The following is a 24,205-nucleotide window of genomic DNA, read 5'->3' as shown; positions in this document are numbered from 1 at the left end:
GCGCGCTATTCATTGCCAGACGCCTTCGTTATTTGCGATTTCCAATTGCGCTCAAACCGGCTATAAAAAGCGACGGATTTGCGTCGAAAGGTCTGCCTATGCCCGACAAGCCCCGATCCCCTGACGCCAATGGTGGTGTCGAAGCGGTAGAGCGCGCATTGCGTGTGCTGGACATCTTTGAGCCGGGCGATGCAGGCCTCTCTTTGAAGGAGGTTGCGGACCGCAGCGGGGTCAACAAGGCGACAATTCTGCGTCTGAGCGTGTCGCTTGAAAAGTTTGGTCATATTACGCGAGACGCCGAGGGTCTGTTTCACCTCGGGCCGTCTTTGTGGCGTCTTGGATCCGTGTTTCGCCAAAACCTGCGGATGGGGCCAATTGTGCGACCGGTGCTTGCGAATTTGGTGAATGCGACCGGCGAAAGTGCGTCGTTTTATGTGCAACGCGGCAACTCTGGCGTGTGCCTCTACCGGGTCAATTCGCCAAGGCTTGCGCGGGATCACGTTCAGGAGGGCGAGATCATTCCGCTGAGCATGGGCTCTTCGGGTCAGGTGCTGGATGCTTATTCCATCCGGCAGGGAAAACAGGCGGCCAGCATCCGAAAGGCCGGGTATTATCTCAGCCTTGGTGAACGCGATCCTGACGTCGCCGGACTGTCGGTTCCTGTTCTTGGGTTCGAAGATGAATTGCTGGGCGCGATCAGCTTGTCCGGCCTGCGCGTCCGCTTCAATGACACAGCCGTCGAAAAGTATCGCGCGGCGGTCCTTGATGCCGCCCGCCAGATTCGGGTGGAGTTTGGCGAAAAATAAGACCCGCATCATTGTGCCTTGTCTTTCCGACGCCCGATCATCTGCACACCGATAAGCGCCGTGATGGACACGACAATCAGACAGGTCGAGATCGCCGCGATTGTCGGATCAAGCTGATCACGCAGTGAATTGAACATGCGCCGGGTGATTGTGGCGTTTTCCCCGCCCGAGACCAGCATCGAGATCACAACCTCGTCCAGCGACGTGATAAATGCCAGAAAAGCCCCTGTCTGGATCGAGAATTTCACCTGCGGTACGGTGATTGTCCACAATGCGTATGCACGGGACGCCCCTAAGCTGCGCGCTGCAAGCTCCTGATCGAAATCATAATTCTGCAATCCCGACATCACCGTCACGATCACGAATGGCAGCGCCAGCGCAGTATGGGCGATCACGATCCCGGTCAGTGTGTAATTGAGCCCCAGCTTGGCATAGAGGCTGAACACTCCAACAGCGATCAGGATCACTGGCACGACAATCGGCATGATCACAAGGATTTGAGCCGCGCTCCTGATACGAGGCGCAGAGCAATGCAGACCATAGGCACAAAGTGAGCCCAGGGGCGTCGCGATTGCCGTGGTCAGCGCCGCCGCGATCAGCGAGGTCTTTGTTGCGCTCATCCATTCCGGCGACGTGACATAGGCCACGTACCAGCGAAACGAGAGCGATGTCGGCGGGAATTCCAGATAGGATGCCCCCGAAAACGACATCGGGATAACGATCAGCGTGGGCAGGATGAGAAAGAACAGCACAGCAATGCCGACCACTGTCAGCCACAGGCCGTCGATTTTACGTTGTCCGACTTGTTCCATTTTCAGATCCTCAGCGCATAAACAGTTTGTCGAGCCCGAAGACACGGTTCATCAGCCAGATCATCGCCAGCGCCAGCAACAGCAGGACCACGCCCAGGGCTGATGCGGCCCCCCAGTTCGAATAGACTGTGATGGTGCTTTCGATACGCTGCGCCAGCATCTGAACCCGGCCACCGCCCAGCAAAGCCGGTGTGACAAAGAACCCAAGCGACAGGATGAAAACCAGCACGATGCCGGCAAAAAGGCCCGGCAGGGACATTGGGAAAAATACCCGCCAAAAGGCCCCGCGCGGGCTGGAACCAAGGCCCACGGCGGCTCGGACCAGGTCGCCGTCAATATTGCGCATAGTGGCGTAGAGCGGCAGAACCAAAAAAGGCAGCATGATATGCACCATGCCAATGATGGAGCCGGTCAGATTGTGCGCCAGTTGCAGCGGTTCTTCGATAATGCCAAGTGACATCAGCGACGAATTGATGATCCCATTGCGCTGCAAAAGCACCAGCCACGCATAGGTCCGCACCAGAACCGAGGTCCAGAAGGGGACCAGCACAAACACCATCAGAATGGCCGCTGTTTTGTTCGGCATCTTTGTCAGCCAGTAGCACAGCGGGTAGCCGAGAAGGACGCAAATCACCGTCACGGCAATGCTGATCTGAAACGTGACGACAAAGGTTCGCCGATAGAGAGCACTACTAAAGATGCGCGTGTAATTTTCCGTGCTCAGTTCGCCTGCCGCATTGAAAAACGACAGCGAAGACAGCCAGAAAATCGGCAGGAAGACGACGATCAAGATCGTCAAAACCGCAGGCATCGAAAGCCCAAGAAACGTCAGTTTTTCGCGGCGTTCTTCGGATTTGAGCGTGCTGGCATTCTGAAGAGTCCCAGCACCTTCATACGTCTCGGCGATACTCATGCCACATGTTCCGGTACGATGATCGTATCTTCGGGATGCAGGGCAAGGCCGATTTGCTCTCCCTTCGACGGCAACCCGGTTTGGCCCGCGCGATTGGCAGGCACACGCACATTGATCTGACCAGCGCTGTCGTGCTGAACGATCACTAGAACGCTGTCGCCCTGATAAATGATGTCATGCACTTGGCCGGACAGGTCATTGGCGGCGTCTGGCACCGCGCCTGCTGTGACTTCCAGCAACTCGGGCCGGATGATCAGACGATGGCCTCCGCTGCCCAGCGCAATAGGCGTATTGGATTTCAGAACGCGCTCGCCAAGCTGCGCCGTGTCATTCGCTACACTAACCGGCAGGGAAATGGATTCCCCGATAAAATCCGCCACAAAGAAACTATGCGGCTGGCGATAGAGCCGCTCAGGCGTCGCGATCTGTTCGATCCGCCCATGATTGACCACTGCAATCCGGTCCGACATCGTCAGGGCTTCGCGCTGGTCATGGGTCACGTAAACGACAGTTGCATCCAGCTTTTCATGCAGCGCCTTCAATTCGATTTGCATATGTTCGCGCAACTTCTTGTCGAGCGCTGACAACGGCTCATCCATCAGAATGATCTGCGGCTCAAAAACCATGGCGCGGGCAAGGGCCACGCGCTGTCTTTGTCCCCCGGATAATTGCGTGATGCGCCGGTCGCCATAACCGCCCAGCTGCACGGTCTCCAGCGCGCGCTCGGCGCGGGCCTTCTGATCGCTTTTGGACACCCCGCGAATTTTCAACGGATAAGCCACGTTTTCTGCGACCGTCATGAACGGAAACAACGCATAGCTTTGGAACACCATGCCAAGGCCGCGCTTGTGGGGCGGCGTTGCAATCATTTCCTGTTCGCCAAACCGGATCGACCCGCCATCAGGACGCACAAATCCGGCCAGCGCCATCAAAAGCGTCGTCTTGCCGGAGCCTGATGGCCCCAGCAATGTCAGGAACTCGCCCGCGGCGATGTTCAAAGACACGTCATTCAGCGCTTTGACCGATCCGTAGGCCTTGCACAGGTTGGATATATCGATGGGAAGGGAGTGGGCTGCAGGTGACATGGGGGCTCCTAACCTGACAAAAATGGGCGCAGCACAAGATGTGCCGCGCCCAGATATTTTTTACTGTTGGATCAGCGTGTCAAACTCTTCGGTCAACTCGCCCAGCTGGCCGATGTAAAAGTTCGGATCGACCAGAAGCTGCTTGCCATAGTTGTCGGGATGTGTGTTGACCTTCACTGCCATCTCATCCGAGATTATCCCGGTGCCGAAGGCACCCGAATTCACCGGACCCAACGGCATGGTCACCGCCAGCCTCGCCTGTGCTTCGGCGCTCAGCAATTCGTTGATAAGGCGCATCGCGTTGTCTTTATTCGGAGCCCCCTTGGGAACCAACAAGCAGTCCACGTCCATCGTGCCGCCATCAAAGGCATAGGCCACATCAATGCCCGACGCGATCACGCTTTCTACGCGGTTATGGCCCATATGGATCACGTCCACTTCGCCGTCACGCAGCAACTGCGCCGATTGCGACCCGCCGCGATACCAAACGGTAACTTCGGGGGCAATCTCACCCAGCTTGTCCCATGCGCGCGCCTTGCCCTCATTCGTGGCCAACGTGTCATAGATCTCGGCCATCGGCACACCATCCGCCATGAGCGCGGCTTCGAGGTTATAGTTCACCTTGCCGTGCATACCGCGCTTGCCGGGGAAGTTTTCCAGATCCCAGAACTCTGCCCAATTGGACGGGCCATTGTCGCCAAATGCATCCTTGCGATAGGCAATCACCTTGGTGAAGTTGATGAAGCCGATGTAATTGTCATGGATCAGCTCTTTCGGAATGCCTGTGGTGTCAACAATCGAATAGTCGATCGGCTCAAGGCTGCCTTCCCGGCTCAGGGTTTCACACGAAGGCAAATCCTGTTCTGTAACGTCCCATGCAACGGCACCCGCCGTGATCTGCGCGCGCACGTCCTGAATGCCGTTTGTCGTATCTTCCTTGACAGTGATATTCAGCGCACCAGCGGCAGGTTCCAGCATGGCTGAGCGCAAGGCATCCTGAAACGAGCCTCCCCAGGACGCAAACACGACCTCTCCCTCGGCAAAGGCAGGCGAAGCAATGGCCAGGCCACCTGCCACTAGCGCCGTGGTGAGCTTCAGTTTTTGGTTATCTTTCATCATGTCAGGCTCCTCCCGAACTGTTGGTTGGTTTGTGGCTTCGCGACATGCGCGGCTCCACATAATCATTCGCAATCGTTTCATCTAGCAAAACGTCATTTCAGTTTTACTAGAGCTGATGTTGGAATTGGTCAAGGATTCTTTTGCCCCGTAGGATTCACACTCCCGTTTCCTGAGCATCAGAGCCTGGAAAATCTCGCAATTCGCGCATTGGTGCAGCATTCATCTGGGTTCGATCTTGCACATATGGCGTCTGAAGCGATCTTCGTCTGACCCGAAGTTAACTGCCACCGATTGAAGCATTTGGTGGAACGTGCGGACCGCAAACTCTCACTCGCTTTGCGTTGATCCGCGAATTTGAGTGGCAGCTTCTTGACAGTATGCGCCAATTGATCCTGACGACAGAATTGGTCAATTTGGGCTCAGCCCCGACCTCGGATGCGACGCAGCATCCCGTGATATGGAGGCATCGTCAACGTCAGGTTGTCGTTGTGGGAGGGCATGGCGGATCGGAGGATCAGTCATGGAAACACCAAACTTACCGGCCATTCGTGCGCTTCGCCCGGCTTGGAACAAAGGGCGCATCGTTGGGCAAAAACGGCCACTGAAACCAAAACACGTCTGGGCAATCCGTGTTCGACTTGAACTCGCCGAGAACCATCGGGACCTGGCGCTGTTCAATATGGCAATCGACAGCAAACTGCGTGGCTGCGATCTCGTGAAGATGAAAGTCGTCGACGTGATGGCGTCCGGCCAGATCAAGGAACGAGCTTCGGTGTTGCAAAGCAAAACGCAGAAGCCGGTTCGTTTTGAAATCTCCGAAGGCACACGCGCCTCGGTTGAAAAGTGGATGGAAGATGAGCTCATGGTCGGCTCGGAGTACCTATGGCCGGGTCGTTTCCATGAACGCTTGCACATCTCGACACGCCAGTACGCCCGGATCGTCCGGGATTGGGTCACGTCGATCGGTCTGGAGGCCAGTGCATACGGAACGCATTCGATGCGGAGGACAAAAGTCACACAGATCTACAAGAAGACCGGCAACCTGCGGGCGGTCCAGCTGCTACTTGGGCACACCAAGATGGACAGCACCGTCCGGTATCTCGGTGTTGAGCTGGAAGATGCGCTTGCGATCGCAGAGGCCATTGAAATCTAACAACTTGGGCCGTCTTCGCGGACGGCCCAAACAAGACCTTGGCGAAATCTGCGGCGAACAGCGACGAGGAGCCCAGAGCGACGGTCTTCTTGCGGAGCAGGCAAGGACATCGCTTTAAAGTTTCAACTGACACGGCGTATTAGAAAATTCAGAAAAAACTGCCCGTCAATCCTGCGCGGCTCGTAGACAAGCCTTCTTCCTGGCGAAAGTCCTTCGGGCAGTTTGACGCTTATATTGACCTTATAGGGTGTCGCCTGCCCGAAATGCGAACTCAATGTGAAGCGCAATTTCAACTGACCGGAGTCATCGAATTTGCCAGTGAAGTCCCTAAACCAAGGCCCTTCGGCCGCAAAGCCTTGGGCAGATAGCAAGGTCAGCTTGTCTCCATTGCGATTGATGCGCAAGGCTGCAAGTGGCTCGATTTTTCCGGGGAAATAGGCCTTGTCGGGCCGACTGGTTGTTTGCCAATAATCATCGTCCCATCTGCGTCTGATTAAGACAATGTAGTCACCATCAAAAGTCGCGAAAGACGGCGCGACCAACTGATTACAGACTCTTCCTTGCTCTCCTCGAAGTGCGGCAAGAGTTTCACTGGTCTCGAGGCTCTCAGGCGTCAGTCCAAGATTCTCTCTAGCGCTGATATACCGAGAGAAAGCAGATCTCGTGCGTGGGCCCGCAACACCGTCCGCTGTGCCAGCGCTGCAGCCAACGCGATTTAGCTCAGTTTGTATATCACGGATCAGGCTGCGCGTCTCTGTATCATCCTTCGCGCTTTGAGGCGATGTCGGCACAAGAGCTGCTACTTTGTCTCGCGCAGTACTACTGTTGCCCGGCACTTCGTCCTTCTGGTGCTCAGCAAGCAAGTCGTCCCGCAACGAAAGGGCGAGCGCGACTGCAAAATGATCCCTTTCGCCTTCGTATCGCTCCAGAAACATCTCGATCGCATCAAGCCTTCCGAGCGAACGCGCAAGTTCAAAGTCCGCATAAATCTGGTCTTCGACACGCTCAATTTCTTCCTCTGGCGTCGAGCCTGCAGCCGCATCTGGAACAAGAAAAATGTCTCTGGCGGGAAGCGAGCCATAAGTAAATGGCTCCTGATAGCCTTCTGTCAGAGTGTAAACCCTGTCGCGGACTCGCCGAAACAACTTGCCAATCTCAAGTCCGGGTTCCTCGATGTGGTTGAGCAGAGCCTGAGCATAGGGGCTGTTGCGGCCATCGCCGTCAAGCGCCAGCGTTCCGCTCCTTGCAGCATATCCAACCAACACACCTCCCGGATCGATACGTGCAAGTCCGCGTCCAATTGAGCGGGTGCTGTTTGTGCGCTCCATAGTCGCGAGGAATGGATTGTTGCGGCAGGCGTCAACCAACACGATCTTCAAGCCGGGTGCGCCCGCGATGGAGCTAATCAATGTGTTGAGGCGGATTGCCTCGAGTTCGATGTCACGGTCGCTCCGCAGTTCCGCACTGACAGGGATCAGGAAGTTCGTGTTGTCCAACTCGATGCCGTGGCCGGCGAAGTATACGATGACCGACTCGGCGTTTTTTGCCTTTTCTCCAAAGTCACGTATGGCAAGGCGCATGTCGCGGTAATCCAGATCAAGACCTGTTGTGACCTCAAACCCGATCCTGCGCAATGCCTCTGCAATGTCGATCGCATCATTCGACGGGTTTTTGAGATTGCTGACATGTTGGTAGTTCGCATTGCCAATTACCAAGGCAACTTTGTCCGCCAGCACCATCGCAGGCAGAAAACAAAACACAACTGAGAACAGGATACGCTTCATGTGAAATATCGCCGTTAACGCGTCTACCATATGAACGTTTCCACACTTTCGGAATTCAATCAATATGACCGGCGTGGACAAGCTCTAGCTCGGCTTAGGCCGCATAGCGGAGTTCGGGATTGACACGACGAAGGTTCGTTTCCCGCCCATTGCGCCAGTTTCGGCATGGACCATTCATATGAAGTACGAACTCGGAGCCGCCTTGCGGCGGGACAGAAAGATGCTCGCTTGGGAAGCTATCTAAACGTCAGCTTCCGCATTTCCTGCGAGCATGCGTAGCGACTGCAGCGAACTTCCACTTCCCGCGCTTCGTGCCGTACTTCAGCCCCCTACCCGTCCCGATCTAGCTTTAACCAATATCGCGTGTACCGGAGTTCACCCGTTCGGATCAAAGCGCCCTTCTCTACCAGGTTCTGGAGATCCCGCGTTGCTGTGGCGCGCGATGTTCCCGTGATCGAGATATAGTTCTCAGCGCTCAATCCCCCTGTGAACCCATCCGGCCCAGCCTTGAACAAACGGGCGATTACCTTGCTTTGGCGAGTGTTGAACTGATCACGGTACCGATCATAGAAGTGCGTCTTGGAAATAAAGAAACCAACCCGCTCAAGCGTCACCTGCTGTGCTGTAAGGACAGTTTCGGCAAACCAGACGAGCCACGGTGTGACTTCCAGCGTCTTTTGATGGCGTTCGAGTTGGTCGTAGTAAGCCTTCCGCTCTCGCTCGATCGTGAAAGCAAGGGCAATCAGACTTGGCTGACCGATATTCTGGGCCAAGGACTTTTCAGCCAGCGCCCTACCCAACCGGCCATTGCCGTCCTCAAAGGGATGAATGCTCTCGAAATACAGATGGCTCAAACCGGCCCGGATCAGTGCGCGCAATGGTTCGGGACCATCCGGTGCGGTCCGGTTGAACCAGGCTACGAACTGGTCCATTTCAGCCGGAACCTGATGTGAAGGTGGAGCTTCGAAATGCACCGTTGGGCGGTCGAGCCTGCCTGAGACGATTTGCATCGCATCCTCATGGCTCCGGTATGATCCAATCGTTTCCAGATGCCTGTCATGGGACAGAAGCATGTCATGCCACCGAAACAGGGTGTCGTGTGACAGTGGTTCCGAATAGTTGGAATAAACATCCACCATCATTTCAGAAACGCCCTGCTCGCGCGGTTTGGATGGATAGCTGTCGGGAGCCAGTCCAAGATGTCGGCGCAAGGAAGATTGCACGCTGAGACGATCCAGCATCTCACCTTCGATCGCGCTGGTCTTCATTGCTTCTTCGCTTAGCAGGTCGATACGCAATTGATCTCGATCCGATGTGTTCACATGATGAACCGCTCCAAGAACTTCCCCTGAGGACAACAGGAACTGTTGCTCGTATGGTTCGAGTCTTGCGGCGTCGTAACGAAAGGTAGGCCAGTCAGGGTTCTGCCAGTTCCACATCGTGAGGTATAAGCTTCCTTTCTATAACTCACTATTTATGGTTGCGTGATTTATAGAGGTCAATCCTATAGCTCACCTTTTTCAGACCCTTCGATCCAGTCATCACTTGGAGGTGTAATCTGAAAACGGTAAATTTCATCCTGTTTCCCCAAATTTACGTAGCATTGGATGTCCGCGAGAGCATTGCCTTTGGAGACAATTCGCCCTTTCCGATCTTGGCCAGCAACGAAATCAGGTAAGCCCCTGGAGATTGTATGTTCTCAGCACGTTGAAAGATGTATCCGAGAACAATGAAGCGAATAGCTGGGCCAAAAGTTGATTTCATTGCATACCAGGTTTGGCCAAGCCGTAGATACTCGGCGATATCATCCATAAGCCGATCACAGTGGTGCTGATCTTTTGCAAAGCGTAGTTCTGAGCATAGCCGTGGAAAACTGCGCTCCATTTGGTCTGGAGAAACCTGAATCTGAGAAAGCTTTTCTTTCTTAACTTCCGGATTCAAAGAGTCCTCTTTGTGCCCCTCAATTTCACTGTCACTGGCCCTCAAATTTTCTGTATCAGTCTGTGTTATCTCGGAGATTTCCACAGAGATTTCTGCCAACAGCTCGCTGAGTACATTCGCATCTGGTTTGCGACGCAGAGCATTGCGTACGGTGGTCACCAAATCAGAGATCGCGGTGTCATTTGCTACGAGTTCCTTAAGGCGCGCCAGAGCGGCGGAAACTTTGTCACGGAGTACAGTGAACTCGAGAACGCGATCAGCATGCCTCTGGGCTTCCTGAATGAACTCAGCGTGCCGTTCAGACAAAGGCATCAAGGAGAGCCCAGTTGCGGTGACCACCCTGCCCTGGCGATCCCGGCGCGCCCATCGCTTACCGTTTGCGCTCATGACGCGGCGGATAAGTCCAAGGTCCACCAGCGTCGAGATATGACGCTCAACTGTCTGCACGCTGACATGAGTTCGTTTGGCTATCGCCGCGTTGGACGCGAAACAGATGTGATGATCATCCTGGTCCGCAGCAATCTGATCACCGCCCATAAAGGAAACCATCGCTCTCAGGACATTGAGAGTTGTGGATTTTAACCCAAGAGGTTCTCTGGCCTCTTCAACGGCGCGAAGAAGTATCCATTTTTTGGGCGTACTGTTCCCCTGCCCTGCCGTTCCCGACAAGGTCGCTCCAATTGGAGCCAATGCTGTTAGTGTTTTCATGATTATCTATCGGCAGACAAAAATTACCCGTTCGCTCAAGAGCGTTTTTTCTTGTGTGGCGATTCGGGTGCTGCTAGATTCTAGGTGTCTAATCTAAGAATTGCGCTTTGCGCAGCAGCCCTCGAAGCTCCGGTTTCGGGGGTTTTGTTTGTTTGCCTTCCTCCTTTCTGCTCGTCCTCAGTTCTTTTTCTTGGCGTTTACAGCTGTAAACTCAGCGTGTGAGCGCTTAATGATTTCAGCCATGTTTTCGTCCAACCAGCTAGCGAAGCCAGCGTTAGCTCCGGTCCTTTTGACCGAAACAGTTAGTGATCCGTTGGTAGATTTGATTGTAACGCCTTCGATTGGGTTGAGTTCGGCTGCACCTTCTCTTTGTCTTGCACCGCGTTTGGCAGCTGCTTTTAGGAGCATTTCCAGCCGATCATCTGACGACATCGATGGCTCAATGGTTGCAAGAAGATTTGCAGCTTCATCTTCCGCTAGCTTGCCTGCAACGAAGTGCTCTGCAAGCACGGTCCATTTTGGGCGGCCTGATTTTGGGGCTGCGCCGATCATGTCACCAATCTTTGCAGGAACATGTTGCGTAATTTTTGTCAGGTGAGACAGCCCTGATTTCGAAACGTTCAATACTTGCCGCACCGTTGCCGTGTCATGCCCGGAAGTCAGGATCGCCTCGGCGAAACGTGCTTTCTCGTAGAAGGAAAGATTGCGCCTCGCAGCATTCTCAAGCCCTTTGGCGAGAAGCGCTGAAGCATCGTCGATATCCTGAACATTGGCGCGGACTTTAATACCAAGTTCACGACAGGCTTTGAGCCTCCTCCGTCCATAAATTGCCTCGTATCGACCGTCGGATTTCGATCTTCTGACAAGAATGGGAACTTGTTGGCCACCGTCTTGTATACTCGACATCAAGCTTTCAAAACTATCGTCTTCTTCGTCAATGTTTACAGCTGTAAACTCACCGAGCCTATCGGCAGGCCCCCAGTCGTCGATCAGAGCAGGGTCAATTTCCCTGATTGCGGCAAGAGAGCCCTGAAGCGCACCAAGAGCAGGGGCATTGGGTTTTGGAGTTTTATCGATGGCCTTGGGGCCAGAGCGCGCGATGGTGTTTGCGATCCCCGACATCTCCTGAAGCGACTTTCTAGCCATTAGCTGCGTCCCCATGCTTGATGGATCATTTGCTCTACCTCAGAGCCGATCGCATCCATTGAGTTCTTTGCCCGATCATAAGTTGCGCGTGTCATTTCTGACCGCACGACTTCGTAAATTGATTGTTTGAGCATTGTGGCGTCACTGACCGCGGTGCTTTTGAGGGCTGTGGCTGACATAACGCGATCCTGAAACAGTGCCCGCATGAACGAAGCCAGTTGTTGAGACGGTACGTCTGTTGGCTCGTCACGCGTTATCAGGAATTTGAAGTTGTCGTATTCGAGCGTAGCGCCGGCATCTTCAATGACTGCCATGTAAGCACCAGCGAGTTCGAGAAATTGAGCCGTCGAAGACACGTCCAGCATCGAAGGTGTAAGTGGCACAAGCAATGAACTGGCGGCCGCCATCCCAGCAATTGTCAAGAATCCTAGCTGAGGTGGGCTATCAATCAGAACAAGGTCAAAATCTCCTTCCACCTGGGCCAGGGCATTCCGTATTCTTGTAAAGAACGGATGGTCTGGGTTGGAGTGAACGGCAGATTCTGTCTCAAATTCGGAAAGAACAAGCCGTGACGGAGCCACAGAGAGACCGGGGAAGTACGTCGGAAGCACGACGTCCGCCATATCTACCGGATCTTCATATCGAATAGCATCGTAAATCGTCAGCCCGTCAAACTCTATTTCGGGGCTTATGCCGCACATGGATGTAAGAGAGCCTTGAGGATCCAGATCAACAGCCAGCACACGGTAACCGCGAAGCGCAAAATAGTGAGCCAAGTGAATTGTTGTGGTGCTCTTACTGCTGCCGCCTTTGAAGTTCATCAACTGCCAGACTTGGAGCTTTTCTCCTTCAGTCCGGCGAGGGACATAGCGCCCTTTTTTGCGTGAGGTTTTCTCAAGCGTTTCGCGAGCCTCCCAAAGTTCTTGGGCAGTATAGTAACGCCTACCGCTGCGTACGTCATTCGGTTCAGGAATCGTTCCCTCTGCGTGGACTTTGCGCATGAATTGACCTGAGACTCCTAAGAGTTCAGCAGCTTCTGGCGCTGCAAAATTTCGCAGTGATTTGGTGTTGTCGGGGGCAAATGCAGCAAGTAGATGTTCCCGGATAGCCGAGTTTAATCTCTCAGATATTTCCGTGGCGAGTGCCGATGGTCTTTCTGCCGCAAGTGGTGTCACGGGAATCATGTAGTTGCCTCAAATTAAAGAATGTGGTCATTTTTGCGCCACTTGAGATAAACAGCCGTGATTCATAGCACTAAGTCAAGGATTTTCGCCTATATTGTAGGTTTTCCAACGCGGAGGACTACATACGCTTTGCATCAGAGCAGGGTGGTTTACAGTTGTAAACTCGGTTGAGCGGGATCATGGGTTCTTTCAGTCGATGAAGTTCTAACGTAGGCATGCGAAGGCATTCCTGTAAAACTCCTCCCTATGCTCCGCTTTGAGTAGAACGCCTCTAGCATGGAGTTGGAGTGAAGGCCGAACGGCTTTTGGCGCAAATTGCGCAATTGGGAAGGGCAGGGAGCTAGTTGAGCTGATTGGTCAAATTCTCTCACCAACAATTTCGTTATCGAGTTTTCTGCGATACCAACTTCGTAACAATACTTCTGCGCCAGTACGGGAGTACGATGCGGTGAGAATGGCATGGCGATCTGGGTCAGATACACCGAGCTCAGCCCGTGCGCAGAGGAAAACACGCGAACATTCCGGCTAGAGTCAGCCGCTCGCCAATTGCCCAAGAAATGGCATACCGTGAGGGCGGGGTTTCGGGAATTGTGCGCCTGTAAGTTGCGACGGAACACGGAACTGTCCTCGATCCAGTGCAGCTGTGCTTGCGCGGCGCGGCTTTTGACGCAAGTCTCTACCGTCATTGGATTCATATGGGATCACAGACATGATCCGTGTGTTCACGTCCCATTAGCGTCCATAAAACCAGCTTGCTCGAATTAGTGATTTTGGGCTCCTCAATCGTTGAACAGACGGTCTCGTTGGCATATATTGCCAAAAAGGAGGCTTACGCCATGGTAACCCGCAATGTTGTACTTACAGAATCGCAGGATCAACTGGTGCAGAATCTGGTTGCGTCCGGTCGATATCAGAACGCCAGTGAAGCGTTGCGCGCCGGCCTTCGGCTTTTGGAGCGGGAAGAAGCGGGGCTGGAGTCTCTCAAACAAGGCTTGCAGGAGGGTGTAGCGCAGGCTCAGGCCGGAGATTTGGCAGAAGGCAGGGGTTCGGATGCGATCCGTCGTGCCTTTGCAAGGGCACGAGCCAAGGCGTGACCAGACCCTTTCGACTGACACGCCGCGCTGAATCCAGCCTGGTGGAAATTGCCCGATGGACCATCGACAAGTTTGGATCGCATCAAGCCGATCTTTATGAACAAGAACTAATAGCGCGCTGTCAGGCCATCACAGAGGGCAGGGTGGCCAGCCGAAGTTGTTCTATATTGGTCGAAGAGGCGGCGGATCTCAGATATGTGCGCGCAGGAGAGCATTTCCTGGTTTATCTGGATCAGCCGGACGCGGTGATCATTGTTGATATCCTGCATTCCCGTTGCGATCTGCCGCGACATGTTTCCGCGCTGGCCACGTTAACAGATGCGACAGGAAACAAGACATAGGCACAGCAGCCGGAGTTTCCCTCAAGCGGGGATTATTAAATAGTCAGTAACTACTCACCCCAGTAGATCAGTCGCCGGGTTATCCGCGATGTCCACATCGTCGTAGTATTTCTGCGCCTGGGCCATGGAGCGATGCAGGGAGAGGCGCATCGCGGCCTGGATCGGGGCGCCGTCCAGCGCGGCCTGGGTCAGGAAGCCCGAGCGCAGCCCATGGGGGGAAGCGAACCCGTCCGGCAGGCCCGCCAGTTTCGCCCGACGCTTGACGATCTGCGCGATGGCATCCGGGCTGAGGCGGCGGGTTAACACCCGATCGGCTTTTGAAACAGGCCGGAACAAGGGGCCGTCCTGAATCTCACCCACCTCGATCCAATGGGCCAGCGCTTGGGCTGCGCGGCCTTTCAACACCAGCCGCGGCGTTTCACCTTTGGTTGTCGTCTTGGTCTCCAGCAGTGAAATCCAAACCAGGCTTTTCTCGTCGAACTCCTTCAGCGAGACGTCTTCAAACATCAACCCGGTGATCTCCGAGCGCCGTCTACCACCCGAAGCCCAACCCAGCATCAAGATGGCGCGGTCGCGGCAATCCCGCCGGGACCCCCGACAAGTGGACAGCAACTGCTCGAGCACATCGCGGGTAATCGGTTGCTGCGATTTTGGGGCAGGGGGCCGGGCGGCGGCGCGGCGCGCCTTGGCACGGGCCTGCTTCACCTGCGGCGCATCAAAAGGGCTGGTCAGGTTCTTCATTCGATGAAAGGCCAGCCAGGAGGCGATGCGCCGGTCCAGCGTAGAAGGGGCCGGGCAGGCGAGGGACTTGCGTAGCCCTTGCGCGATCAACATCTCGGCACTCTGACGCGCGACATCCTCGGGCGCGGCATCTCCCAGATCGCGGGCGTGATCGAGAATGAAGGCCAGCGCTGTGGCCTCGCTCTCGGGCCAGTCCAACGGCACTCCGAACCGTGCTGCCTTCCAGGCCGTTACATAGAGCAAATCGCGCTCATAGGCCCTGAGCGTGTTGGCGGGTGTGCCGCGGACATAGAGATCGGTCAGGGCGTCCTGGTCAGACTGCGACAGGGCAGGGGAGGGGGCGGGGAGATAGGGCTCAGGGGTGCTCATACGGCCCACTCTGCGCCCATTTTCCCGCAAAATCAATTATACTTGATAAGGGATACTTATCGTGTTTATTTGATGAAAGCTGAAACTGGAAATGTTGTGAGCAAAAAGATATGGAATTGCACATTAAGCGGATGGAGCCGTGCAAAGCATCATTTTTTCGATGAGTTGCGCGCGGCTGGATTTGTCAGTACTTTTTCAATGTTTCGAAAACTGCATTGCGAGTTGCGTCGTCGTTTTGAAAAATCCTGTCGGCGAGAAACTCAGACGGAAACTCGGGCCAAGTTTTGCGCATCTCGTTTACGAGGCGTTGTGCCTCTCCCGAATTTCCCAACTGATCCTGTGCAACAGCTTGGAATAATAGGGAAGGAGCGCTGACAGGATCACCAGCGGCTGGTGCGCCCTGAAAGGCATCGACAACATTTTCGTAGTTCCCGAGCATAAGTTGCGACACGCCCCAAATGTTTCTTGCGCCAAAGCGGCCAGATCCTGATCTGGGTCTTTCTGGATTGCTAACTTCGGCGGCGAGTGCAGGGGCATTGGCCATGATAGCAGTGATGCCTGTAAGGTCGAGAATATGGCCATCCTTTGGCGCCAGTTCGACTGACATTCTTGCGTATTTCAATGCCTCGTTTGGCTGGTCTTTGACAGCCAGCACCCAACCATTTACGCTGTTTGCCCACGCGTCGGTTGGAGATAACTCAAGTGCTTTTCCAGACATTTCTGAGGCTTGATTGAAGAGATAATCCCTTTGTGCTTCATCCGGTGACAACACCGCCAGGATCGCAAGGACCTGCGCTGATCCAGCATAGCCGTCGGACAGAGCCGGGTCGAGTTCCATCGCGTGCTGGAACATTCCCAGCGCTATTTGCTGACGCTTGACATCAAAAACGGGGAAAAGCATGCCGCGGGCTTGATCCGCAAGATTGGCTGCCTGGAGTCTTGTCAACGATTGTTCGCCAAGCGCCACACGTTCTGCTTGTTCGATGGATCGAGTTGTTGGCACAACCTCCCTGTTATCCTGGCTCATCCAGATTCCAAGCACAGCGACTAATGCAAGAACACCCAGTCCGGCTGGCAGCAGTTTCAGCGAACGCCGCCACCCATCAGGCTCATCGCTGTCACAAGTACCTGACGCGCGGTTTTCGATTGTAGGTTCGTATGAAAACCGAGGCTTGTATCCGCCGGGGTCGACAAAAATGCGAACACCTTCACCGTCCCAGTGATCTTCGTAAAACGCGTGTAGCAGTCGACGCAGCCGCCTGGCTTCGACGCGAACGAGGTTTTGACTGCCAGTGCCATCAATGCGACGCTCATAGACCTCCACAGCGATAGCTTTACCTCGGATCTGATCGCTTCGACCCGATAAAGATTCCTCTACTATATAGGTTAGAAATTGCTTCAGGCGGGGCGAGGCTTGAAACCCTTCACTTGATACAATTTGATTCAGAGCTTCCCGGATGAGCTCCGGAGAAGGCTGTCCAACATGTTGATTTATTGGCAATTCGTTGGATTTGTTCAATGTCAACTCACCCCCAACTCACGGTGACTCACTTGGCCTTTGCGGTCAACCGCACTCATCTTGATTTGAGAATAGATAGTGGGTGTCGGGATTTTTCCAGTGACGGTGGACCTGATTGAAGAAATTCCAGAACTTTCCGATGTGCTGTCGAGGCACATTGAAACGGACGCGCTTCTCGGCGAGGTCATCGAAGACCTGAAGAAAGCATCTGCGTTTTCGAAAGACGCATCGATCACGGCCTCAGAGCGCGCCGAATGGGCCCACATCAAATCTGAACTCATCAACGAGCTTCGCCGGATATTGAAGCGCAAACTGTGAGATACTTTTAACTGAGGACCGATCCATGACCAAGGAAGACAATAGAAAAGACCAGGACGACAAACAGGCTCAGGCGTCAGACCAAATTGAAGACCCGTCGCGGCGGAGTGTTCTAAAGGGCTTGGCTACTGGAGCGGCTGCGACAGGGGCAGCTGGGTTTGCGGCAGGAAGCGCCGAGGCCCACGAAGGAGACGGCCCTCTAGGAGAAACACTCAAAAACCCATATGGTGGTCGACCCGCAGGCGGCATATCTTTGCCGGAGTACTTCCGTCCTACGAAGTACATGACTGGTTCAAACGCGAACTATTTTCCACTGAGTGAGGAGTTGGGGCCAGATGAGATGCGCATCTCATTCTGTGGTTCAACACCCTATCCGCCGCGCGAAGATCAGGCGGGCACCTGTATTATGGTCGAGCTGGGTAACGGAAAAAGGTTCTTCTTCGATTTTGGATCCGGTTGTGTGCGCAATATCATTGCCATGCAAGTGCCGGGGCAGCTGATCAACGACATCTTCATCTCTCACCTTCATGTCGACCACTACGCCGATATTCCCTATATATACCCATTCCGTGCCTGGTCGGGTGGTTACACGCCACTACGCATCCATGGTCCCTCTGGTCGGACACCCGAACTTGGCACAGCTGGAATGGTTAAAGGCATGCAACAGATGCTCAAATGGCATTTGGAGGCCTTTGATGTTTTCCCGATTGGGGACGGCTACGAGATCGAAGTCAATGAATTCGATTTCCGCCAGGAAGGTGGCATCGTTTATGACGAAGACGGCGTGACTGTTCGGTCTTGGCCGCGCAGTCATGCAAAGGACGGCGCAGTTGGGTATCGGCTCGATTGGAACGGTCTGAGCTTTGTATGGACCGGCGATGGTCGCCCGGATGAGCTTTCACGGAAATACGGCGAAGGTGTGGATGTTTTTGTAACCGAAATGTCGGGACAGGATATTGGTCAGTTGATGACCTACAAATACGGCATTCCACAGGATCTGTTCAACTACACCATCGATACACATCACACCTCCCACTATGCTGTGGGCAAGCTCTTTGCTGATACAAGGCCGCGTCTGGGAATGGTGACACACTACACTCAGGACGAGGATATCGACGCTGAAATGCTGGCGGGCATTCGCGCTCACTACGACGGACTATTCCAATGGGGGCTTGATGTGGCTGTCGTCAACGTTACCAAAGATGCGATCTGGTACCGGAAGGCGGCGTTGCCCGGAAAATCTGGAACTGTTCCGCCATTCCGCGAACTGGCCGCGGCAGCAGAGGCCGGGCGCATTGAGCTTCCAGACGAAGTTACCTTGCCGAACCCAAGGCTCACCCGCGCAGATCAACAAGATCAGAAGTACCGGGATATGGAGATCGATCCGCGCGAATACTACCCGTCAGATGTCTTTCGTGCGCCTGGTGGGGAATGGCCCCAAAACTTCACGATCAAGGTGTCCGATGTAATCGGTCCGCGAGACGAGGACTAGGAGGTGAGTGCCATGATTGAGTTTGGCTCGACCGCTGCTGTCCCAGTCACCATTCTTACCGGCTTTCTAGGAGCCGGTAAGACAACACTTCTAAACCGCATCCTGACCGGCAACCATGGATTGCGCGTGGCCGTTCTTGTGAATGATTTTGGATCAATAAACGTGGACGCCGACCTCGTGGTAGGTGTTGAAGATGACGTAATGAGTCTGGCGAATGGCTGCGTATGCTGCTCGATCCGAGATGACCTGATCGAAACGGTGGAGGCCGTTCTCGCGCGCCCGGAAAAACCGGAATACATCGTGCTTGAAGCAAGTGGAGTGTCGGACCCTTCGTCGATTGCGATGACTTTCACTGACCAACGGTTCCGGGACATGATCCGTTTGGACAGCATCATGTGCCTTGTGGATGCTGAACAAGTATTTGCTGCGCCCGAGCAGATGGAGCTGAAACTACGCCAGATCGCCTTCTCTGACATGGTTATCCTCAACAAGATTGATTTGGTTGACCGTACTACTGTTCAGAAGGTTCACGACTGGCTTGGATCAAGATTCCGTCGCTACCGACTTGTGGAGGCCGTTAACGCTGAAGTACCGCTCGACATCCTTCTGTCGGTGGGGCGTTTTGCCGCCAAGCAGCTAGATACCGAAGTACCAGATCATCACGAACATGGTCCCGGTTGTGGTTGTCCGAACCATGACCATTCTGCCCAGTTCACGACGACCTTCTTGCAATCCGAACGACCCGTCCCCTTGTCCGGACTGCGTGACGCGATCAAGCGTTTGCCTGGCGAGGTCTACCGGGTGAAAGGGTTTGTGCTATCCGAAGAGGATCCGGACCATCGGGTAGTAGTGCAAGTCGTCGGCAAACGCGTCGACATTGCAAGAGAGGAGCCGTGGGGTAACCGCAAGCCCGAAACCCGTCTGGTTGCAATCGGAGCACCTGGAGCGGTTTCAGAGAGTATGCTGGAGGACGTGTTTCTCGAGCCAGTCTGATTGCGTGTCGGATTCATGCAAGTCGATCTGGTGTGTGCTCGAAGCCCTAGTCGTCAGAATTCTCCTGTTGTGAAAAAGCGGTTCGCGCATGGGTCACGCTCACGCGCGGGCTGACCCGTAACCAACTGGTTGACCTTTGTGTCTTCGAACACCTAGCCCTCAAGGCACGGGCACCTTTGCTAAGAGCAACCATGACGTCCAGAGGGTTAACTTGACCGTTGGAAGGTACATAGAAAGCCGATTTCACATCGTCTGTTTCGCATGAATCAGGCATTGCGCAGTTGCTGAGCATTCGGTTTCGATGACATTGAGAGCAAATCTAGCGGCCAAAGTTTGGATTTACGCTCCTAGCCTGGTGGCTTCCAACTGGCCTGTCTCATTGCATTACCAAGGTCTTCCCCGTGTTTCGGATTTGCAAAAAGCTTCTCGAATAGCGCATCCACGCGACTGTCAGGCCAATCGCGTGAGAGTTGTTCCGATAGAGTCCGAGCTTCAGCCTGATTGCCCATCATCTGATGTGACGCAATTAGGTAAGCAACGGATACAGGTCCGACAGGGCCTCCTTTTTCCGTTGCTCGTTCAAAGGCTGACACGGCGCCTTCATAGTCCTTCATATGAAACTTTGCTGACCCCATCGCGTTCTGAAACACGTAACCCCGCTCTAGCTCGATTTTTGAGAGTGCGTCCTCGCTAATTTCTACGACTTGTTCAAATGAACCGGAAAAGAGCAGGACCAGCGACACGAACTCCAACACATGTACGTCGTGTGGTGCCAAACGCTGTGCTCTTTGTGCAAATTCTATGGCCTCAGGCCAGTTTCCCATTGCAAACTTGACCCAAGCCATTGCGGACTGGCTCCAACCCGTTTCCGGGGCCAACTCGATGGCCCTGTTGGCCCGAGCGTCGGCGTAGTTCAACATTTCCTTGGCTAGGTCGGCATCGGATGTCAGCACAGCAATTGTCGCAGCGACCTGCGCAGCGCCTGCATGGCCGCCGAAATAGCTGTCGTCGTTTTCAATTGCCCCCTTGAATATGGTTAAGGCCGCGTCAATACGCGCAGGTTCCAAGGCCGGGAAGATTAGATCACGACCAGTATTGGCTAGATTTACAGCCTGAAGACGCATAGGGGATGCATCAAAAATGGCGCTGCGCTCGTCACGACTCAGGCCATCGACTGGCGAAACGACTGGATCGGCTAGTTTTTTCGATAGCAACACAACAACAACTACAAAACAGGCTAGAACGAAGAGGCCGGCAACTCCAACGAAAGGGCGACGCCAAGTGTTTACTCTGATTTCCAGCCCAAACGGAGGAGGTTGAAGCGTCTCGGGCGACCTGACCAGAATCTCAGGAGCGTAGCCGCCCTTTGGCAGGTCGAATATCATGCCCTCTTCGAGACCATCTCCGGCATAGAATTCGGCAAGCTTGCGACGCAAGCGACCGGCGTCGACCCGAACGACGTTTTCACGGCGCGACATCTCTGACAGGGTCCCACCATAAACATCCATGGCGATGGTCTTGGCACGAATATCGTCAGCTCGACCGTTGAGCGATTCTTCGACCACATACACCAGAAAGTCCTGCAATCGCTGTGAACCCGCGAAAGTCGAAGACCTGACAAGCCGCTGAAGTGCCGCCCGCACATCTTTGGGAGCAGGTGACCCGCTCTCATTCAATTGAGTAGATGTGTTTTTGGATAATCCCATATTTTCAGAAAGTTACGCAATTGGTTACACCGTATTATGCCCCGATAAACCTTTTGTGAGAAGTGAATTCGGGGAAAACTCAGCGAAGTTTGTTGATCCATCGAATGAGCCATCGCAATTGGACGGTTACGCTTTTGATACCCTGTTTCCCGATCACCAATCCGCAATTGCGGATTTACGGCTCGTGGATACGGAATTCGATGAGATCTGCCGCGACTATCAGCTTCTTTGTGACGAGTTTCTGTCAATGAATATCGAGCCGGGAAGCCACTTGTATCAATTCGCCTGCGATATCCGCGATACCCTGGATGGTCTTCGGGATGAAATCACCCAATCGTTGCGGCGCGCAGGAAAGATGTAATCCATAGGGGAAGGGATACCGATGAGATCAATATTGAAACATGCCACAGCCATGGTGCTGATGGCTGGCGCGGGTTTTGCCCAGGATGCGCCTATCATCCATGATGGCGAGTTTGAGTTCCTACGCGCACAGTTTGGCGAGCAATGGGATGCGCAGGACTCCGAGATTGAGGCGAAACTTGCCGAGATCCGCGACGCCAATGGCGGCCAGCCGCCCAATATCCTGTATATCCTGATCGACGATGTCAGCTTCGGTCAAATGGGTAACCGGACGATGAACTACGTCACAGGTTTCGACACGCCCAACATCAACGACTTTGCCAACGAAGGCATGTCCTTGATGAGAATGTATACTGAGCCATCCTGCACACCGACACGAACTGCGATGTTGACCGGTCGTCATCCGGTGCGCGCCGGCGTTGAAGAGGTCAAAGTTGCGCTGGTTGGCGAAGGTCTTGCAGCTGAAGAAGTCACGATTGCCGAGATCCTGAAGGAAGAAGGATACAACACTGCTCATGTCGGGAAATGGCATCAGGGCGATATTGAGCAGGCTTACCCGCACAATCAGGGTTTTGACTGGGCCGCATTCCCTTTGCATCAGCAGGTTCAACTCAGCCTGATGACACGGGATGCGATGGTTGCCAACAATATGCTTGGCTTCCATCCGTCCGGACAGTCCAACCAATTCCAGCTGGATGAGCGATTCAAGCCCTATGGTCTGGTAACCGGCGTTGAAGGGGAAGCAGGTGGCCTTGCTCGCGAAGTCGACATGGCGCCGGGCGAAGAATGGACACAGGCTAAATACGAAGAAATGAACCTGCGCTATCAGCGTCAGGCACTGGAACAGCTTGACCGCCTCGCCTCGCAGGACGACCCATTCTTTATGCAATACTGGCCACTCTATCCGCTGAATTTTGCTTATCCGGATCAGGCCGTTTCCCGCAATGGTGGCTTCCATGCCGACAAGTTGCAGGTTCTGGACGGCTGGATCGGTGAAGTTCTGGCTAAGCTGGATGAAACTGGCAAGGCGGACAACACCATCGTTATGATTATGGCTGACAATGGCCTGATGTATCACTACGAAGGAACGTCCGGTCTGAACCAGTTGATTTATCGCGGCGGAAAGACGCAGCACCTTGAAGGCGGAGTGCGAACTGACGCGTTCATCCGCTGGCCTGGCGCTATCGAGCCAGGCAGTGCAGCAGGTGACATCGTACATGTCTCGGATTTGTTCACGACCTTCGCGCGGATCGCAGGCGCAACTGACCGCATCCCGCGCGACCGCGTGATCGACGGCATTGACCAGACGGCGCTGTTACTTGAAGGCGAAGGCAACTCGCGTCGCGACTACGTCTATGTGTACGAAGGGCCCGTATTGCGCTCAGTCGTGAAGCAAGAGTTCAAGATGCATTTGCCGGCCCCCGGTCAGCCCGGCGCTGCGGCCCCCGTGTTCAATGTCTATCGCGACCCGCGTGAAGAGCATCCGCTTGTCGGGTATTCACTATGGTCCGGTGCATCTTTCCAAGACATGGTGAAGCGCCATCAGAAAACCATTGCAAAGCACCCGCATCTGCCGCTGGGCAAGGGTGTGCCGTATGAAGGTATTGAGAATCTTCGTCCCGAAAGCGAGTTGACCCGAGAAGTCTTCTCCAGCTGGCAATGATGAAGGTAGACGGCGGCGAGAACCTGTCGCCGTCTAACTTGACCATCCAACTTCTCTTAGGTGTCTGATGTCACGCATCTTCCATTGTCTTGTTCCTCTGATCTATGTACTGCTCGTGGTAGGCTCTGCATCAGAAGCTGAGGAAAACGCGTCAAATCCTTTGGCTGCGGTTAACAATACCGACATTCGATATCAGTATTTTGATCTGGGAGGGGGTGCAGACCGTCAGGATGCCTTTGTCGACGGTGCATACATGTTACGCCCCGATCTAAAACTAAAATACGAGCTCCACTACAATTCAACGAATGCGACTGGTGAAAGGTTCGACGGGTTCGAAAAGACCAGCTTCAAGCTGATCTACTTTCCCTCACAGAAACCCTTGAATGACACCTGGAGCGTGAAGTCTGCACTTGGTTTGGAGTGGATCCTCGATTTTGGTGACCCCGACGAAGGCATCGGCACCGGGTCGGATCAGATAGCCCCATTTGGTGGGTTCGCTTTTGCAAACACTAATACTGGGCTGACTCTGATCCCTCTGGTCCAACACTTTGCTTCATATAACGGTTCGACCGATGTCAGCCAGACTGCGATGCGCCTTATTGCGCTTCAGCCATTTGGTGACGGGTATTGGGCCAAAGCAGATATCAAGGCGCCATACGATTGGGAAAATGACGCGTGGCCCGCGACCGCCGAATTCCAGATCGGTAAGAACCTCAGCCCTGGAATTGCACTCTACGCAGATGTGTTGGTCGGTATTGGTACTGACAGACCCTACGACCAAGGTGCCGGGATAGGTCTGAGGTTCAACTACTAAGCGCCGCCAATATGCAAGGAAAATCCGATGCTCCATCGCAGATCAATTAGCGCCCTCGTATTTCTGACCGGCGTATTATCTATGCCCGGGCTTTCCCGTGCTCAGTCTCTACCTGCGCCAGGTCAAAACGAAACAGGCTGGCGG

The 24,205-nt window shown here is 54.2% G+C and carries 22 protein-coding genes; 10 read left to right on the top strand and 12 right to left on the bottom strand.

Annotated features, from left to right (window positions below; all coding sequences use genetic code 11):
- Positions 1–98: 98 nt before the first annotated feature.
- Positions 99–806 carry an IclR family transcriptional regulator gene (locus ACR0LX_RS20030; protein ID WP_170417827.1) on the top strand — a complete coding sequence of 236 codons (708 nt, stop codon included), beginning with the start codon at positions 99–101 and terminating at the stop codon, positions 804–806.
- Between the two features lie 8 nt (positions 807–814).
- On the opposite strand, the gene ACR0LX_RS20025 is transcribed toward ACR0LX_RS20030, so the two are convergent.
- Genes ACR0LX_RS20025 through ACR0LX_RS20010 form a run of 4 tightly spaced genes read right to left on the bottom strand, consistent with a single transcriptional unit; the run spans position 815 to position 4,735 of the window.
- A complete protein-coding gene (locus tag ACR0LX_RS20025) occupies positions 815–1,618 on the bottom strand; it encodes an ABC transporter permease (protein ID WP_170417829.1) in 804 nt (267 codons plus the stop codon).
- A 10-nt stretch (positions 1,619–1,628) separates the two neighbouring features.
- A complete protein-coding gene (locus tag ACR0LX_RS20020; RefSeq protein WP_170417832.1) occupies positions 1,629–2,531 on the bottom strand; it encodes an ABC transporter permease in 903 nt (300 codons plus the stop codon).
- Entirely contained in the window at positions 2,528–3,616 is a 1,089-nt protein-coding gene (locus ACR0LX_RS20015; protein ID WP_170417835.1) for an ABC transporter ATP-binding protein, read from the bottom strand. The genes ACR0LX_RS20020 and ACR0LX_RS20015 overlap by 4 nt, the downstream gene beginning before the upstream one ends.
- A 60-nt stretch (positions 3,617–3,676) precedes the next feature.
- Positions 3,677–4,735 carry an ABC transporter substrate-binding protein gene (locus tag ACR0LX_RS20010; RefSeq protein WP_170417838.1) on the bottom strand — a complete coding sequence of 353 codons (1,059 nt, stop codon included), beginning with the start codon at positions 4,733–4,735 and terminating at the stop codon, positions 3,677–3,679.
- Positions 4,736–5,255: 520 nt separating this feature from the next.
- On the opposite strand from ACR0LX_RS20010, the gene ACR0LX_RS20005 reads away from it, so the two are divergent.
- A complete protein-coding gene (locus tag ACR0LX_RS20005) occupies positions 5,256–5,888 on the top strand; it encodes a tyrosine-type recombinase/integrase (RefSeq protein ID WP_093037018.1) in 633 nt (210 codons plus the stop codon).
- 122 nt (positions 5,889–6,010) lie between these two features.
- On the opposite strand, the gene ACR0LX_RS20000 is transcribed toward ACR0LX_RS20005, so the two are convergent.
- The 5 genes from ACR0LX_RS20000 to repA form a co-directional block, all read right to left on the bottom strand.
- Positions 6,011–7,672 carry a caspase family protein gene (locus ACR0LX_RS20000; RefSeq protein ID WP_170417841.1) on the bottom strand — a complete coding sequence of 554 codons (1,662 nt, stop codon included), beginning with the start codon at positions 7,670–7,672 and terminating at the stop codon, positions 6,011–6,013.
- Between the two features lie 329 nt (positions 7,673–8,001).
- Positions 8,002–9,111, bottom strand: coding sequence for a Fic family protein (locus ACR0LX_RS19995; protein ID WP_170417844.1), 1,110 nt, complete (start codon positions 9,109–9,111; stop codon positions 8,002–8,004).
- A 154-nt stretch (positions 9,112–9,265) separates the two neighbouring features.
- Complete coding sequence (locus tag ACR0LX_RS19990; RefSeq protein WP_480785203.1) at positions 9,266–10,321, bottom strand: helix-turn-helix domain-containing protein; 1,056 nt, start codon at positions 10,319–10,321, stop codon at positions 9,266–9,268.
- Positions 10,322–10,498: 177 nt separating this feature from the next.
- The gene (gene repB, locus ACR0LX_RS19985) at positions 10,499–11,467 is read right to left on the bottom strand and encodes a plasmid partitioning protein RepB (RefSeq protein ID WP_170417850.1); all 969 of its coding nucleotides are present in this window, start codon (positions 11,465–11,467) and stop codon (positions 10,499–10,501) included.
- A complete protein-coding gene (gene repA, locus ACR0LX_RS19980; protein ID WP_170417853.1) occupies positions 11,467–12,651 on the bottom strand; it encodes a plasmid partitioning protein RepA in 1,185 nt (394 codons plus the stop codon). Before repA ends, repB begins: the two co-directional genes overlap by 1 nt.
- A gap of 836 nt (positions 12,652–13,487) precedes the next feature.
- Between repA and ACR0LX_RS19975 the strand changes: the two genes are divergently transcribed.
- Positions 13,488–13,745 (top strand): type II toxin-antitoxin system ParD family antitoxin, encoded by a 258-nt coding sequence (locus tag ACR0LX_RS19975; protein WP_170417856.1) that lies wholly within the window; start codon positions 13,488–13,490, stop codon positions 13,743–13,745.
- Positions 13,742–14,086: a type II toxin-antitoxin system RelE/ParE family toxin gene (locus tag ACR0LX_RS19970; protein WP_170417859.1), complete on the top strand. Its 345-nt coding sequence runs from the start codon at positions 13,742–13,744 to the stop codon at positions 14,084–14,086. Before ACR0LX_RS19975 ends, ACR0LX_RS19970 begins: the two co-directional genes overlap by 4 nt.
- A 54-nt stretch (positions 14,087–14,140) precedes the next feature.
- Here the strand turns inward: ACR0LX_RS19970 and ACR0LX_RS19965 are convergent, their stop codons facing one another.
- Both ACR0LX_RS19965 and ACR0LX_RS19960 read right to left on the bottom strand, forming a co-directional pair.
- Positions 14,141–15,196, bottom strand: coding sequence for a tyrosine-type recombinase/integrase (locus ACR0LX_RS19965; protein WP_170417862.1), 1,056 nt, complete (start codon positions 15,194–15,196; stop codon positions 14,141–14,143).
- Between the two features lie 184 nt (positions 15,197–15,380).
- Positions 15,381–16,715 (bottom strand): tetratricopeptide repeat protein, encoded by a 1,335-nt coding sequence (locus tag ACR0LX_RS19960; protein ID WP_170624856.1) that lies wholly within the window; start codon positions 16,713–16,715, stop codon positions 15,381–15,383.
- Positions 16,716–16,814: 99 nt separating this feature from the next.
- Here ACR0LX_RS19960 and ACR0LX_RS19955 point away from each other — a divergent pair, with 99 nt between their 5' ends.
- The 3 genes from ACR0LX_RS19955 to ACR0LX_RS19945 are packed head-to-tail and all read left to right on the top strand — an operon-like array spanning position 16,815 to position 19,518.
- Entirely contained in the window at positions 16,815–17,033 is a 219-nt protein-coding gene (locus ACR0LX_RS19955) for a hypothetical protein (RefSeq protein WP_170624857.1), read from the top strand.
- Positions 17,034–17,058: 25 nt separating this feature from the next.
- Positions 17,059–18,525 (top strand): guanitoxin biosynthesis MBL fold metallo-hydrolase GntH, encoded by a 1,467-nt coding sequence (gntH, locus tag ACR0LX_RS19950; RefSeq protein WP_480588556.1) that lies wholly within the window; start codon positions 17,059–17,061, stop codon positions 18,523–18,525.
- A gap of 12 nt (positions 18,526–18,537) precedes the next feature.
- The gene (locus ACR0LX_RS19945) at positions 18,538–19,518 is read left to right on the top strand and encodes a CobW family GTP-binding protein (protein WP_170624858.1); all 981 of its coding nucleotides are present in this window, start codon (positions 18,538–18,540) and stop codon (positions 19,516–19,518) included.
- Between the two features lie 347 nt (positions 19,519–19,865).
- Here ACR0LX_RS19945 and ACR0LX_RS19940 read toward each other — a convergent pair whose 3' ends face one another.
- The gene (locus tag ACR0LX_RS19940; protein WP_170624859.1) at positions 19,866–21,104 is read right to left on the bottom strand and encodes a tetratricopeptide repeat protein; all 1,239 of its coding nucleotides are present in this window, start codon (positions 21,102–21,104) and stop codon (positions 19,866–19,868) included.
- Between the two features lie 106 nt (positions 21,105–21,210).
- Between ACR0LX_RS19940 and ACR0LX_RS19935 the strand changes: the two genes are divergently transcribed.
- The 3 genes from ACR0LX_RS19935 (at position 21,211) to ACR0LX_RS19925 (ending at position 24,061) form a co-directional block, all read left to right on the top strand.
- Positions 21,211–21,585 carry a hypothetical protein gene (locus ACR0LX_RS19935; RefSeq protein WP_170624860.1) on the top strand — a complete coding sequence of 125 codons (375 nt, stop codon included), beginning with the start codon at positions 21,211–21,213 and terminating at the stop codon, positions 21,583–21,585.
- Between the two features lie 21 nt (positions 21,586–21,606).
- Positions 21,607–23,247: a sulfatase-like hydrolase/transferase gene (locus ACR0LX_RS19930; protein WP_170624861.1), complete on the top strand. Its 1,641-nt coding sequence runs from the start codon at positions 21,607–21,609 to the stop codon at positions 23,245–23,247.
- Positions 23,248–23,314: 67 nt separating this feature from the next.
- Complete coding sequence (locus ACR0LX_RS19925; protein WP_170624862.1) at positions 23,315–24,061, top strand: hypothetical protein; 747 nt, start codon at positions 23,315–23,317, stop codon at positions 24,059–24,061.
- Positions 24,062–24,205 lie beyond the last annotated feature (144 nt).

It is taken from the genome of Ruegeria sp. CH11 (assembly GCF_056537105.1).
Note: the sequence above shows the minus strand (reverse complement) of the source record. Positions and strands in the feature narration are given on the sequence as shown.